This window comes from Pseudonocardia thermophila (genome assembly GCF_900142365.1).
Taxonomy (GTDB): Bacteria; Actinomycetota; Actinomycetes; order Mycobacteriales; family Pseudonocardiaceae; genus Pseudonocardia; species Pseudonocardia thermophila.
In genome coordinates this window covers 201,626-214,185 of the sequence record NZ_FRAP01000008.1, presented here as the reverse complement: position 1 = coordinate 214,185, position 12,560 = coordinate 201,626, and the positions used below count along the sequence as shown (strand labels likewise).

The following is a 12,560-nucleotide window of genomic DNA, read 5'->3' as shown; positions in this document are numbered from 1 at the left end:
CGGCCAGGTAGACCGCCCCGCGGCGTTCCTGCTTGCGCAGGGCCACGATCTGGGCTTCCACCGCCGGATCGGTGCGGGTCGGGGACGTGTGAGGCCGCGAGGAACGATCTTCCAGCCCGGCCTCGCCTTCGGCCCGGTACCGGCCGATCCACTTGCTCACCGTTGGCCGAGAGACCCCCAGCTGCTCGGCGATGCGCGCCTGCGACCAACCGGCCAGATGACGCTGCACCATCAGCCGGCGGGCATAGACCGTGGTGCGGGCGTTACGGTGCGCCATGGAGGGCCTCCTGGGTTCGAAGTAGGTGCCTCAGACACACCCACCTCGCCCGGAGGCCCTCCCCTCGTTCAAGCCGACACGCCGTCGAGCACTGACAACAACGTCCTGAGTCACTACAGCTAGCCCGCAGCGGTCGCAGCGCCTCCGCCCAGGCGATCACCTGCGACAGCATCGCCTGCAGCGCCGCCTCGTGCTCCGGGCGGGGCGTGAACACCGTGAAGTCGGCGAAGTCGGTGAACACCGACAGCGCCACCTGGTCGGCGACTGCGGCCACGCGCAGCTGCCCCAGCACCTGGCGCAGCTGCTCGACGGCGCGCACGCCGCCGTCGCCGCCGTAGCCGACGAACCCGGCCGCCTTGTGGTGCCACTCCTGGTAGAGGAAATCGATCGCGTTCTTCAGCGCTCCGGGGATCCCGTGGTTGTACTCGGGCGTGACGAACACGAACCCGTCGAACGGTCGGACGGTCTCGGCCCACCGCACCGTGTGCGGCTGCTCGTAGCGGCCCATGATCGGCGACAGCGGCTCGTCGAGCAGCGGCAGACCGGCGTCACGCAGGTCGATCATCGAGAACTCCGCGTCACCCCGCGTGGCCGCCACCTCGTGCACCCACCGGGCGACCGGCTCGCCGATGCGCTGGGGTCGGGTGCTGCCGAGGATGATCGCGATCTTCGTCATGGTCCCGACGCTACGAGCCGCCGAGGAGACGATCCATGCGCTTGAGTCCGGCGATGATGCGCGATCGTCTCGCTTTCGCCCTGGCGTCTAGACTCGCGGAGGTGGACGTCCTCGGCCAGGCGATCGCGGCGATGCGCAGCGGTGCGCCGCGGTCGTTCGAGGTGGAGTGCCGTGCTCCGTGGGGGCGGCGCTACCCTGCCGTGCCCGGCGCCGGGTTCCACGTGATCCTGCAGGGCTCCGCGTGGCTGATCCCGCGCAGCGGCGAACCGCGGGCGCTCGGTCTCGGCGACGTCGTGCTGCTGCCGCACGGCACCCCGCACGGCATGGCCGACCGGCCGGACGCCCCGCTGCGTGAGATGGATCCCGCCCCCGGGGAGCCGCTGGTGTCGTACCGGGCCACGCTCGGGCCGGACGGCCCCGGCCCGGATGCGCCGCCCACCGCGATGCTCTGCGGCAGCTACCCGCTCGATCGGTCCCGCCCGCACCCGCTGGTGGCCGATCTGCCCGAGGTGGTCCACGTCCCGGCCCGCCTCGGCCGGCACCAGGCGCTGCGCGGTGCCGTCGATCTGCTCGCCGCGGAGCTGCAGGCCGTCCGTCCGGGATCCGCTGTCGCGGTGGCCGCGCTGCTCGACCTGATCCTCGTGCAGATCCTGCGCGCGTGGTTCGCCGAGCAGCCGGACGAGGGCTGGGGTGCGGCGCTCGCCGACCCGGCCGTCAGCGCGGCGCTGCGGCTGATCCACGCCAGGCCGGAACGGCCGTGGACGGTGGCCGGCCTCGCCGCCGAGGTCGGGCTCTCCCGCGCGGCGTTCGCCCGCCGGTTCCGCGAGCTGGTCGGGTGGGCGCCGTTGAACTACCTGACGTGGTGGCGAATGATGATCGCGGCCCGGCTGTTGCGGGACTCGCGCGCGCCGCTCGGCAGCGTCGCCCGCAGCGTCGGCTACACCTCGGAGTTCGCCTTCGCGAACGCGTTCAAGCGTGAGCACGGGATCGCTCCGGGGCGCTACCGCACGCAGCACAGGATCGAACACCCTCCCGCACCGATGGCCCGCTGAGGTCCCCGTCCACCCCGCCAGAAAGGCGCCCGGCATGGTTCAGCGCGACGGAACCCCTGGCTACGACATCACCGATCCCGCCGACCCCGCCGACGTGGGCGTCCAGGGCCGGGTCGACGCGGGCTACGAACCACTGGCGGTGGCCTTCGCCCGCCTCCTCGCCGAGGACGAGCTGGGTGCCGCGCTGTGCGTGGTGCGCGGTGGCCGGACCGTCGTCGACCTGTGGGGCGGCACCGCCGACACCACGACCGGTGCCGCGTGGACGGCCGATACCCGGGTACTCACGTTCTCCTGCACGAAGTCGCTGGCCAGCGCCTGCGCCGCGGCCCTCGTCGACGCCGGCGAGCTGGACCTCGACGCCCCGGTCGCGCGGTACTGGCCCGAGTTCGCCGCCGCCGGCAAGGCCGAGCACACCGTGCGCGAGGTCCTCTGCCACCGGGCCGGGCTGGTCTACCCCGAAACCGACCTCACCCTGGGCGACCTGCAGGCCTGGACCCCGGTCGTCGAGGTGTTGCAGGCGCAGCGCCCGCAGTGGCCCCGCGGCGCGGGCTTCGCCTACCACCCGCTCACGTTCGGCTGGCTCGTCGGCGAGATCATCCGCCGGATCACCGGTACCGCACCGCGCACGGCGTTCCGCGAGCTGCTGGCCGACCCGGTCGGCGTCGGCGTGCGCATCGGCGTCGAGCCGGACGACGCCGACCCGCCGATCGCGCGCCTCGAACCCCGCCGCTTCGAGTTCGACGACCCCGAGCTGGCTGCGGCCGAGGAGGCCGCCTTCTCCGATCCCCGCGTCGCCCGCGCGTTCACCCTCGGCGGCGCACTGCAGTTCCCGATCCGCGGCCTCGGCACCACCACGAACTTCAACGACCCCGCCGTGCGGGCCCTCGACATGCCCGCGGTGAACGCGACCGGCTCCGCCCGTGACCTCGCACTGCTGCACGCGGCGCTGGTCGGGGCGCACGGTGGGTCGCCGCTGCTGAGCCGGGCCGTCCGCGACGACGTGCTGCGGCCCCGCTCGAGCGGCGCCGCCGTCTTCGGACCGGAGAACCGCTCGGCTTGGGGCACCGGGTTCATGCTCGACTCCGCGGGTCGCCCGATGCTCGGCCCGCGCAGCTTCGGCCACGACGGCGCCGGTGGCGCGCTCGTGTTCGCCGACGACGCCTACGACCTCGGCTTCGCCTACGTCCCGAACCGCATGGGCGCGTTGCCCGACGAGCGGTCCCGTCGCCTCGTGGCGGCGCTGCGCGCGTGCGTGGCCCGGTGATAACTCTCTATCACTGACGAAAATTATCTATTGACTCCTGGTGGGTGCCGGGAGCAGACTTCCTGTCCATGGGCCGGAGGAACTCGCGGTTCCGACCGCTGCTCGGCACGCCTCGTCAGTCGTATCCCCGTCGCGAGTCCCCGCACGTCGTGCACCGCCGGACAGCGCGCGCTCGCATCCGTGGAGAGCACAATGTCGATCCCTCGTGAACCGCTCATCGAGCTCGTCGGTGTGAGCCGGTCGTTCGGCAGGGGCGCTGGGCGGGTGGTTGCCGTCCGCGACCTGGACCTCACGGTCGGCGAAGGCGAGATCATCACCGTCGTCGGCCCCAGTGGCTGCGGCAAGTCGACCCTGCTCAACATGCTCGCCCGCCTCGACGAGCCGGACGCCGGAGAGCTGCGCTTCCGCGGCCGCCCGGCTGCAGAGGCCGACGTCGAGATCGGGTACGTGACACAGTCCGACTCCCTGTTCCCGTGGCGGACGCTGCTGGCGAACGTCGAGTACCCGCTGGAGATCCGCGGAGTGCCGAAGGCGGAGCGGCGGGAGCGCGCCATGGCCCTGCTCGCCCGCGTCGGCCTCGCCGGCTTCGAGAACCACCTGCCTCGCCAGCTGTCCGGCGGAATGCGCCAGCGGGGGAACATCGTGCGTGCGCTCGTCTACGAGCCCGACATCGTGTTGATGGACGAACCGTTCGGGGCGCTCGACGCCCAGACCCGACTGCTGCAGCAGCGGCAACTGCAGGACATCTGCGCCGAGGAACGCACGACCGTCGTCTTCATCACCCACGACCTGCAGGAAGCGATCCTGCTGGGGGACCGGGTCGTCGTCATGACAGCCCGGCCCGGTTCGATCAAGCTGGTCCGCGAGGTCGGGATCGACCGCCCCCGGGACCTCGACCACATCCACGAGCAGCCGCGGTTCCAGCACCTCGTGACCGAGCTGTGGGACGCCCTGCGGGACGAGGTTCTGCGCGCCGCACCGGCGGTGGCGTCATGACCCGGGCGACGACGACCGCCCGCCGGACGGTGACACTGCAGCAGCGCCCGGCTGCACGGGTCCGCCGCAGGCGACTGCCGGTGTGGGCGCAGAGCCTCGCCCTGCTCGTCGTGCTCCTCGCGGTCTGGGAGGCATTCTCCGGCCGGCTGGTCGACCCGTTCTACCTGCCGGCGCCGTCCGCGATCGCGGATGCGCTGGCGGAGTCGGCCGTCGCGGGGACGCTGTGGGCGAACCTGTGGACGACCGTTCAGGAGACCGCCATCGGCTTCTTGATCGGCGCGTTGGCGGCGCTGGTTGCCGGGATCGTGTTCGGCCGCTCGCCCCGGGTCGCCGCGGTGCTGGACCCGTTCCTGGTGGCCCTCAACGCCACCCCGCGCGTCGCGCTTGCCCCGCTGTTCGTCGTGTGGTTCGGGATCGGGTTCCTGTCGAAGGTGATCCTCGTCATCACGATGGTGTTCTTCATCGTCTTCTACAACACGTTCCAGGGCGTGCGCAGCGTCGACGCCACCTATCTGCGGGTGGCCACCGTCATGGGCGCCTCGCAGCGGCAGATCTTCCGCACGGTGATCCTCCCGGCGGCGACGCCGCTGATCGTCCTGGGTCTGAAGCTCTCCATCCCGTTCGCCCTGATCGGTGCAGTCATCGGCGAGTTCATCGCCTCCAGCGCCGGGCTCGGCTACCAGATCAAGCTCGCGTCCAACACCTACGACACCGCCGGGACGATGGCTGGGATCTTCGTCCTGATGGTCGTCGCGGTCCTCATCGACCTCGTGCTGAACCGGATCGCCCGGCGGGTCCTGTTCTGGCAGCCCGAGAGCACCGAACGCACCACGAACACCCTCTGACTCCTCCTGAGGAGCCACTGTGAACTCCCTCAACCCCCTTCTCTCACGGCGCCGGGCATTGCAGGGCATCACTACGCTGGCTGGCCTCGGCCTGGCCGGATCGGTGCTGACCTCGTGCGCAGGCTCCACCACCGGGCCGGACGGCCTGCGCCGGGTCCGGCTGACGCAGGCGGTGAACTCCCTCGCCTACGCGCAGAACTACATCGCCCAGCGCGCCGGCTACTTCCGCGACGTCGGGCTCGCCGTCGAGACGGTGGTCACTGACGGCGGTGGACCGGACGTGCAGGCCGTGCTGGCCGGCAGCGCCGGATTCACGATCAACGACGGCGGCCAGGTGATCACCGCGCTGTCGGGGAACCGCCGCCTCACCGCCGTCGCGGCCACGTTCGACCGCTGCCTGGTCAACGCCACGATCTCGGTGCGGACCGCGCAGCGGCTCGGCATCGACGCAACCACTCCGCTTCCCCGCAAGCTGGCGGTGCTGCCCGAGCTGCGCATCGGGGTGACCGCTCCGGGCGCGCTGACCTGGCAGATCGCCCGGTTCAACCTCGTCGGGGCGGGCGCCGACCCGGACTCGGCCACGCTGGTCGCACTGGGCGGCGGCCCGGCGGTGCTGGCTGCGCTGGAGAGCGACCAGGTCGACGTCATCTACATCAGCGTCCCGTTCGGCGAGCAGGCCGTGCAGCGCGGCACCGGGCTGACGCTGATCGATCACAGCGCCGGCGAGGACCCGACGCTGTCCCGGTTCATGATGGAGGGGTTGTGGGTCCGCCCCGGCGACATCGAGGAAGACCGCGAATCCATCGTCGGGATGGTGACCGCGCTGCAACGCGCGTCCACCTTCATCCGCACGGCGAGCCCCGAGGAGATCGCCGACGTGCTCCAGCCCGACTTCACCGCCTTCGGCCGGGAGGTGCTGCTCGCGGCCGTGGAGCGGCTCAAGGGGGCCGTACCCGCCGACGGGCGCTGGGACGCGACCGCGCAGGCCACGACGGAGCGGGTGCTGCGGACCAACGGGCTGCTGCGCCCCGACGCGCCGCCGCTGGCCTCGATCGTGGAAGATCGGTTCTTGACATGAGCACGGCACGGCGCCGGGACCGCTCAGCGGAGGCCGATCACCTGATCCGCACCGCGAAGACGATCGCGGACGGCATCGGTGCGATGTTCGGGCGCAACTGCGAGGTCGCGGTCCACGATCTGCGCGACCCGACCCGGTCCCTCGTGCACCTGGTGAACGGACACATCAGTGGCCGGCAGCTGGGGCACCCGATCCGCGACCTCATCTACGCGGTGCTGCCCAACATCGGCCCGTCGGACGTGCTCGCCAACTACCCGACCGAGCTGCCGGACGGCCGGGTCCTGAAGTCGACCACCTGTCTGCTGCACGACAGCGCTGGTGAGCCCCTCATCGCGATCTGCATCAACCTCGACATCAGCTCGATGGCGGCGGCGAAGGAGACGCTGGAGCAGCTCACCGCCATGACCGAGCTGGACACCCGGCCCGGGGAGCCGTCGCCCGAGTTGGGCGACGCCGCCGTCGTCGACGTCCTGCGCGTGCTCGTGCGCAACACCGCCAAGCAGTTCAGTCGCCCGCCGCACCGGCTCACCAAGGACGAGCGCCTGCAGGCCATCGCATTCCTCGACTCGAAGGGCGCATTCCTGATCAAGGGCGCCGTTCCGCTCGTGGCGGAGACGTTCGGGGTGTCCGAGCCGTCCGTGTACCGCTACCTCGACCAGGTCCGGGCCGCGCAGCAGCCCGAGGACTGATCGCCCACGCCTTTGCCGGCTGTCCGACCACCGGAGGCATCTCGTTGATCACGCATGTCGTTCTGTTCCGGTTCCGCCCGGACGCGCGTCGGCACCTGGAGAGCGCCCGCGCCGCGCTCGCCTCCCTCGACGGCCAGGTGCCCGAGCTGCGCAGCATCTCCGTCGGGGTCAACGTACTGGCGTCCGACCGCGCCTACGATCTCGGCCTCGTCGCCCAGTTCGACGATCTCGACGCGTTGGCCGCCTACCGCGCGCACCCCGCGCACCGGGCCGTCGCGGCCACCGTCGACGACCACTGCACCTCGACGATCTCGGTCGACTATGAGAGCTGACGCCGCTGTGCCTGCGCCGCGGGTGCTCGTCTGCGCCGGCCTCAACCACCGCGACTCGCAGCGAGAGCTGGGAACCCCCGACCGCGTCGAGCCGCTGCTGTTTCTCAAACCCGTGAGCTCGGTGATCGGGTCGGGCGCACCGATCGTCTGTCCGGCTGGGATCGCCGCGCTCGACGTCTCCGCGGAGCTGGCCGTCGTCATCGGCCGCCCCACTCGCGGCGTCGCCCCGGAGGCGGCGATGGCGCACGTCGCCGGGTTCACCTGTGCCAACGACATCGCCGTGCGGGAGTGGATGCGCACCGAGGAGCAGTGGTTCGCCGCGAAGGGCGCCGACGGGTTCTGCCCGCTCGGCCCTCGCATCGTCGCGCTCGACGACCTCGAAGACCGGCTGATCACCCTGCGGATCAACGGAGAGGTGCGCCGCTCCGGCGCGGTCGGGGACCTGATCTGGGGCGTGCCGGAGCTGCTCGCGCTCGCCACCCGGCACGTGACGCTCGGCCCGGGCGATGTCCTGCTCACCGGTTCGCCCGCCGCACCAGCCACCGCCCGCCCGGGCGACCACGTCGAGGTGGTGGTGGACGGCATCGGCACGCTCTCCAACTCGGTCGTCCGCGCAGGGGAGGAGCCGTGATCGTCGAGGACATCCGTCGGCCACCGTCGTTGTCCGCGGCCGTGCGGCTGCTCGCCGATCTCGGCGACGATGCGCGGCTCGTCGCGGGTGGTACGGCCGTCGTTCTCATGCTGCGGCAGCGGCTGCTCTCGGTGTCGACGCTGGTCAGCCTGGACAGCGTCGCTGACACCCGGTACCGCGGGATCGACGTCCTGGACGGGCATTTGCGGATCGGTGGCGGTGAACGGCTCGCCGACGTCGCCGCGCATCCGGCCGTGCGGGGGCTGCTGCCGGCGTTCGCCGAGGCTTGCGGTGCGGTCGGCAACGTCCGCATCCGCAACCGCGCGACGATCGCCGGCAACCTCGCCGAGGCCGACTACGCCTCGGATCCGCCCGCCGCTCTGGTCGCGCTGGACGCGCAGGTCGACGTCATCGGGCCGGGCGGAGCCCGGCGCATCCCCGCGGCGGAGCTGTTCGTCGGCTACTACGAGACCGCCCTGCAGGACGCGGAGGTGATCGCCGGGATCGAGGTTCCGCGGCCGACGCGCGGCGTCGGCTCGGCGTACCTGCGGTTCACCAGCCGCGGCTCGGAGGACCGGCCCTGCATAGGTGCTGCGGCAGTCATGGCGATCACACCCGGCGGGCGGATCGAGCACCTCCGCGTCGTTGTCGGCGCGGTCGCCGACGTCCCGCATCTGCTGCCCGATGTCCTCGCCGACGCCGCCGGGCGCCCGGCGGCGGACGAGGTGTTCGCCGAGATCGGGGCCGGCTACGCGCGCCGGATCGATCCGCTCGACGACGAACGCGGTTCCGCCTGGTACCGCCGCCGGATGATCGAGGTCCATGTGCGGCGCGCGCTGGCCGAGGCACACCGGAGGGCCGTGCGATGAACCCGATGCCGGACGCACGCGACCGCGTGCGCGGCACCCTGCCCATGACCGTGCACCTGCACCTCTCTGGGATGCTCCACGCCGCCGTCGTCCGCAGCCCGGTCGCGCACGGGGAGCTGCGCGGCGTCGACGCGACGGCGGCACATGCGGTGCCTGGCGTGGTCGCGGTGCTGACCGCAGTTGATCTCCCCGGCCCGGTGCCGCACTTCGGCGACGCCACCGACGACCAGCCCGTGCTGGCCACCGATCGGGTCCGCTACGCGGGTGAGCCGGTCGCATTGGTCGTCGCCGAGGACGAGCACGCCGCCGCCGCCGCGGCCGCCGCTGTGGAGCTGGACGTCGACGTCCTGCCGCACGTCACCGACGCGGACGAGGCGCTCGCCCCCGAGGCTCCGCTGGTCCACCCTGGCGGCAACGTCCTGCGCGCCTGGACGCTGCGCCACGGTGATCCGGAGGCCGCGCTCGCCACCGCCGACCGGGTCTACGACGACGTCTACGAGAGCCCGCCCGCTGCGCACGTGCCGATGGAGCCGCACGTCGCCGCCGCGGAGTGGACGGACGAGGCGCTCACCGTGTGGACGTCCACGCAGAGCCCGCACGTGGTGCGGGAGACGCTCGCCGCGGCGTTCGCGCTGCCGGTCGAGCACGTCCGGGTGTGCGCCCTCAACGTGGGCGGAGCCTACGGGGCGAAGGTCGTCACCACGATCGAACCCCTTGCCGCGCTCGCGGCCCGGCACGTGGGCCGCCCGGTCCGGCTTCGGCTGGATCGGGCCGAGGTGTTCCACACCCTCGTCAAGCACGCGGCGCGGGTGCGGATCCGCACCGGCGTGCGGAACGACGGCCGCATCGTCGCGCGGCTGATCGACGTTGTGTGGAACGCCGGCGCGTACGCCACCAACAGCGAGAGCGCCGCCGGGTACGGGATGTTGCGCGCCCCGGGCCCGTACGACGTGCCGAACGTCGCGGTCACCTCGACCGCCGTCTTCACCAACACCGTGCCGGCCGGGCCGTTCCGCGGGGCGATGACCTCCCAGCTGTGCTGGGCCTACGAGTCGCAGATGGACGACATCGCTGCCGACCTGGGCATCGACCCGGTCCGGCTGCGCGAGATCAACCTCCTGCGCGATGGCAGCGTGTACCCGACGGGCGAGGTCATGCACGACCTGCACTACGACGAGCTGCTGGCTGTGCTCCGCCGCGAGCTGGCCGCGATCGACGTCGAGCCCGTCCGGCCCGGCCATGCCCGCGGCCAGGGCCTCGCCCTCATGATCAAGAGCACGCTGACGCCGTCTCACAGCGAGTGCCGGTTGCGGGCGTGCGCGGACGGGACGTACGAGCTGCACACAGCGAGTGTCGAGATCGGCCAGGGCGCGCACGCCACCCTGCGCGCGCTCGCCGCTGCCGAGCTGGGTACGACCCCGGAGCGGGTCGTCGTCTACCAGCCCGACACCGCCGAGGCGCCCTACGACTCGATGACCGCGTCGAGTCGCACGACATTCGCGATGGGTTCTGCTGTGCAGGACGCCGCCCGACAGGTGCGGCAGGCGCTGGCCGCCGGGAGGACGCCGCCGTTCGAGGTGATCGGAAGCTGGACGGGCGACGGAGGACTGGACGCTCTCGACGAGCACGGCCAGGGTCCGGCGAGCACGCACTGGCACCAGGGCGGGGTAGCCGTCGAGGTCGACGTCGATCTGGAGACCGGCCGGATCACGGTCGTGCGAGCCGCGGGGGCCTGTTATGCGGGACGGGTGGTGAGCCCGGTCCGGGTCGCGCACCAGAACGAGGGCGGGATGATCTTCGCGCTCGGGCCCGCCCTGTTCGAGGAGCTCGGCCTCCGCGACGGGCTGATCACCAACCCGAACCTCTCCGACTATTCGCTGCCGTCGTTCCGAGACGTGCCGCGGATGCGCAGCGCCGCGGTCGAGGCTCCCGGTGCGGATTTGCACGGGGTCGGGGAGATGACCGTGCCGCCGACGGCGCCGGCCATCGGCAACGCCGTACGGGCCGCGTGCGGGGTGCGACTGCGCAGGCTCCCGATGCACCCGGAACGCGTGCTGCGTGCGATCCTCGAGCGAGCGGAGGAGGTGCCCGCATGACCTGCGCGTTCACCGTCAACGGGGCCCGGGTCACCGCAGCGGAGGGGGAACCGCTCATCCACACGCTGCGGGACCGGCTCGGCCACCACAGCGTGCGGGAGACGTGCGGGATCGGGGTGTGCGGATCGTGCACCGTGCTGCTCGACGGCCGCCCGGTGAGCAGTTGCCTGCTGCTGGCAGGGTTGGTCGCCGGACAGGAGATAGTGACGGCCGAGGGACTGGCCGATCACGGCGGCGTCGCGGTGCAGGACGCGTTCGTCGAGCACGAGGCGTTCCAGTGCTCGTACTGCATCCCGGCGATGACCGTCGCCGCGCACGCGCTGCTCACCGCGATCCCGGATCCCGACGAGGAGACGGTGCGCGAGCACCTCGCCGGCAATCTCTGCCGGTGCGGGACACATCCGCGCATTCTCGCCGCGGTACAGGCGGCAGCCCGGCGCTCGGGTCCGGCCGCGGCACTGGCTCGGCTCGGCCACGATCCCGAGCACGCCCCTTCCCCGTCCGCGCCTGCGCGGCCGGTCGTGGAGGCCGCCGGGCTCTTGCACGTGGCCGGGCAGATCCCGCTGCGCGACGGGGACCTGCTCGCGACCGGGGTGATCGGTGCCGACGTCGACCTGGCGACCGCTCGGCGCTGCGCCGAACAGGCCACCGCGAACGCGCTGGCCCAGCTGCACGTCCACGCCGGTGGGCTCGGCCGGGTCCGCGCGGTGCGGCTAACCGTCTACCTCGTCGGAGCACCGGACTTCTCGGGGCACGCCGAGATCGGTGCGGCCGCGTCGGAGCTCGTCATCGCCGTGCTGGGCGAGCACGGACAGCACAGCCGCAGCGTCGTCGGCGTTGCCGGGCTGCCGCGCCGCAGCCCGGTCGAGGTGGAGCTGGTCGCAGCGCGGCGGGAGGTCTGAGCCTCGGCCTCGCCGCGGATCGGATCGGTGCGGATCGGTTCGACGCTGCCGTGACGGTCATCGATGCCCATGGATCGTCCTGGTGTACGTCGCCGCGCAGCCGACTGGGCCGGCCCCTGTCGACCCCTGCACAGACCGCGGACGTGCGGCCCGACGCTGGTGTCGGTGGTGGAGCGGGCCGATCTCGAGGGGGCCGATCCCGAGGCGCCGGTCAGCACGGTGGGTGCCCTCGACGGCCGGGTGATCGGTCCGGGCGGTGACGCCGAGGACGTGCGGCTGGCGATGGCGGCGCGGCGGCAGCGCCGGCTCGCCGTCGTCGACCACGACGGCACCCTGCTGGGCCTGCTGTGCCTGAAGCGCAGCGGACGGGGGTTCTGCTCGGCCGAGGACGTCGCGGCGCGGGAGGCCGAGCGCGCGGCCCGCCGGGGGGAGCATCGTGCTCAGGACGCAGCGGAGGGGGCGGCCGAGGCCACCCCCTCCGCATCCGCTGCGCCCCACCCCCCTTCGGGGCGCGGCGGTCCTACGCCGGCTCGAGCCGGCGACGGCCCTGGTTGGTGAGGCACGCGGCGGCGCGGTTCCTGCTCTGCCGCACGCGGTCGGCGACGGCGATCAGGCCCCGACGGACCAGCCGCCGCCTGGTCCACGTGAGACGACACGTGCGCTTGTAGGCGGGATCCAGGGCGGTGGATGTCCAGCGCAGTGCGGCGAACCCGTCGGAGGTGCTCGCGTGACGAGCCCGTCGACGGTCCGGTGGGGGGAGTCTCTCCGTGGAGGCAGCCTGGGCCGAGCAGCAGTGCGCCGGTTCGCAGCTCGGTCGAGGGAGCTGGACGCCGAGGCGGGAGGTCTGAGCCCC

The 12,560-nt window shown here is 72.5% G+C and carries 14 protein-coding genes; 12 read left to right on the top strand and 2 right to left on the bottom strand.

Annotated elements, in window-relative coordinates:
• A partial coding sequence (locus BUE41_RS12925) for a helix-turn-helix domain-containing protein (protein WP_143172119.1) occupies window positions 1–277 on the bottom strand: 277 nt, incomplete at its 3' end.
• Window positions 264–953, bottom strand: coding sequence for an NADPH-dependent FMN reductase (locus tag BUE41_RS12920; protein WP_073457300.1), 690 nt, complete (start codon window positions 951–953; stop codon window positions 264–266). The genes BUE41_RS12920 and BUE41_RS12925, both read right to left, overlap by 14 nt.
• 101 nt (window positions 954–1,054) lie before the next feature.
• On the opposite strand from BUE41_RS12920, the gene BUE41_RS12915 reads away from it, so the two are divergent.
• From BUE41_RS12915 to BUE41_RS30185, 12 genes are all read left to right on the top strand, one after another.
• Window positions 1,055–2,005, top strand: a complete 951-nt coding sequence (locus BUE41_RS12915; RefSeq protein WP_073457299.1) for an AraC family transcriptional regulator — start codon at window positions 1,055–1,057, stop codon at window positions 2,003–2,005.
• A 34-nt stretch (window positions 2,006–2,039) separates the two neighbouring features.
• Entirely contained in the window at window positions 2,040–3,269 is a 1,230-nt protein-coding gene (locus BUE41_RS12910; RefSeq protein WP_084754868.1) for a serine hydrolase domain-containing protein, read from the top strand.
• 192 nt (window positions 3,270–3,461) lie between these two features.
• Window positions 3,462–4,265 (top strand): ABC transporter ATP-binding protein, encoded by an 804-nt coding sequence (locus BUE41_RS12905; RefSeq protein WP_073457298.1) that lies wholly within the window; start codon window positions 3,462–3,464, stop codon window positions 4,263–4,265.
• Window positions 4,262–5,110 carry an ABC transporter permease gene (locus BUE41_RS12900; protein ID WP_084754867.1) on the top strand — a complete coding sequence of 283 codons (849 nt, stop codon included), beginning with the start codon at window positions 4,262–4,264 and terminating at the stop codon, window positions 5,108–5,110. The genes BUE41_RS12905 and BUE41_RS12900 overlap by 4 nt, the downstream gene beginning before the upstream one ends.
• Before the next feature lie 58 nt (window positions 5,111–5,168).
• Window positions 5,169–6,188, top strand: coding sequence for an ABC transporter substrate-binding protein (locus tag BUE41_RS12895; protein ID WP_159444904.1), 1,020 nt, complete (start codon window positions 5,169–5,171; stop codon window positions 6,186–6,188).
• Window positions 6,185–6,877, top strand: coding sequence for a helix-turn-helix transcriptional regulator (locus BUE41_RS12890; protein ID WP_073457296.1), 693 nt, complete (start codon window positions 6,185–6,187; stop codon window positions 6,875–6,877). Before BUE41_RS12895 ends, BUE41_RS12890 begins: the two co-directional genes overlap by 4 nt.
• 44 nt (window positions 6,878–6,921) lie before the next feature.
• Window positions 6,922–7,209 carry a Dabb family protein gene (locus tag BUE41_RS30765; RefSeq protein WP_073457295.1) on the top strand — a complete coding sequence of 96 codons (288 nt, stop codon included), beginning with the start codon at window positions 6,922–6,924 and terminating at the stop codon, window positions 7,207–7,209.
• A gap of 7 nt (window positions 7,210–7,216) precedes the next feature.
• Window positions 7,217–7,840 carry a fumarylacetoacetate hydrolase family protein gene (locus BUE41_RS12880; protein WP_073457294.1) on the top strand — a complete coding sequence of 208 codons (624 nt, stop codon included), beginning with the start codon at window positions 7,217–7,219 and terminating at the stop codon, window positions 7,838–7,840.
• The gene (locus BUE41_RS12875) at window positions 7,837–8,709 is read left to right on the top strand and encodes an FAD binding domain-containing protein (protein WP_073457293.1); all 873 of its coding nucleotides are present in this window, start codon (window positions 7,837–7,839) and stop codon (window positions 8,707–8,709) included. The genes BUE41_RS12880 and BUE41_RS12875 overlap by 4 nt, the downstream gene beginning before the upstream one ends.
• Before the next feature lie 5 nt (window positions 8,710–8,714).
• A complete protein-coding gene (locus BUE41_RS12870) occupies window positions 8,715–10,805 on the top strand; it encodes a xanthine dehydrogenase family protein molybdopterin-binding subunit (protein WP_159444903.1) in 2,091 nt (696 codons plus the stop codon).
• On the top strand, window positions 10,802–11,707 hold the full coding sequence (locus BUE41_RS32675; protein ID WP_073457292.1) for an Atu1372/SO_1960 family protein: 906 nt from the start codon (window positions 10,802–10,804) through the stop codon (window positions 11,705–11,707). Before BUE41_RS12870 ends, BUE41_RS32675 begins: the two co-directional genes overlap by 4 nt.
• Before the next feature lie 165 nt (window positions 11,708–11,872).
• Complete coding sequence (locus BUE41_RS30185; protein WP_143172118.1) at window positions 11,873–12,265, top strand: CBS domain-containing protein; 393 nt, start codon at window positions 11,873–11,875, stop codon at window positions 12,263–12,265.
• Window positions 12,266–12,560 lie beyond the last annotated feature (295 nt).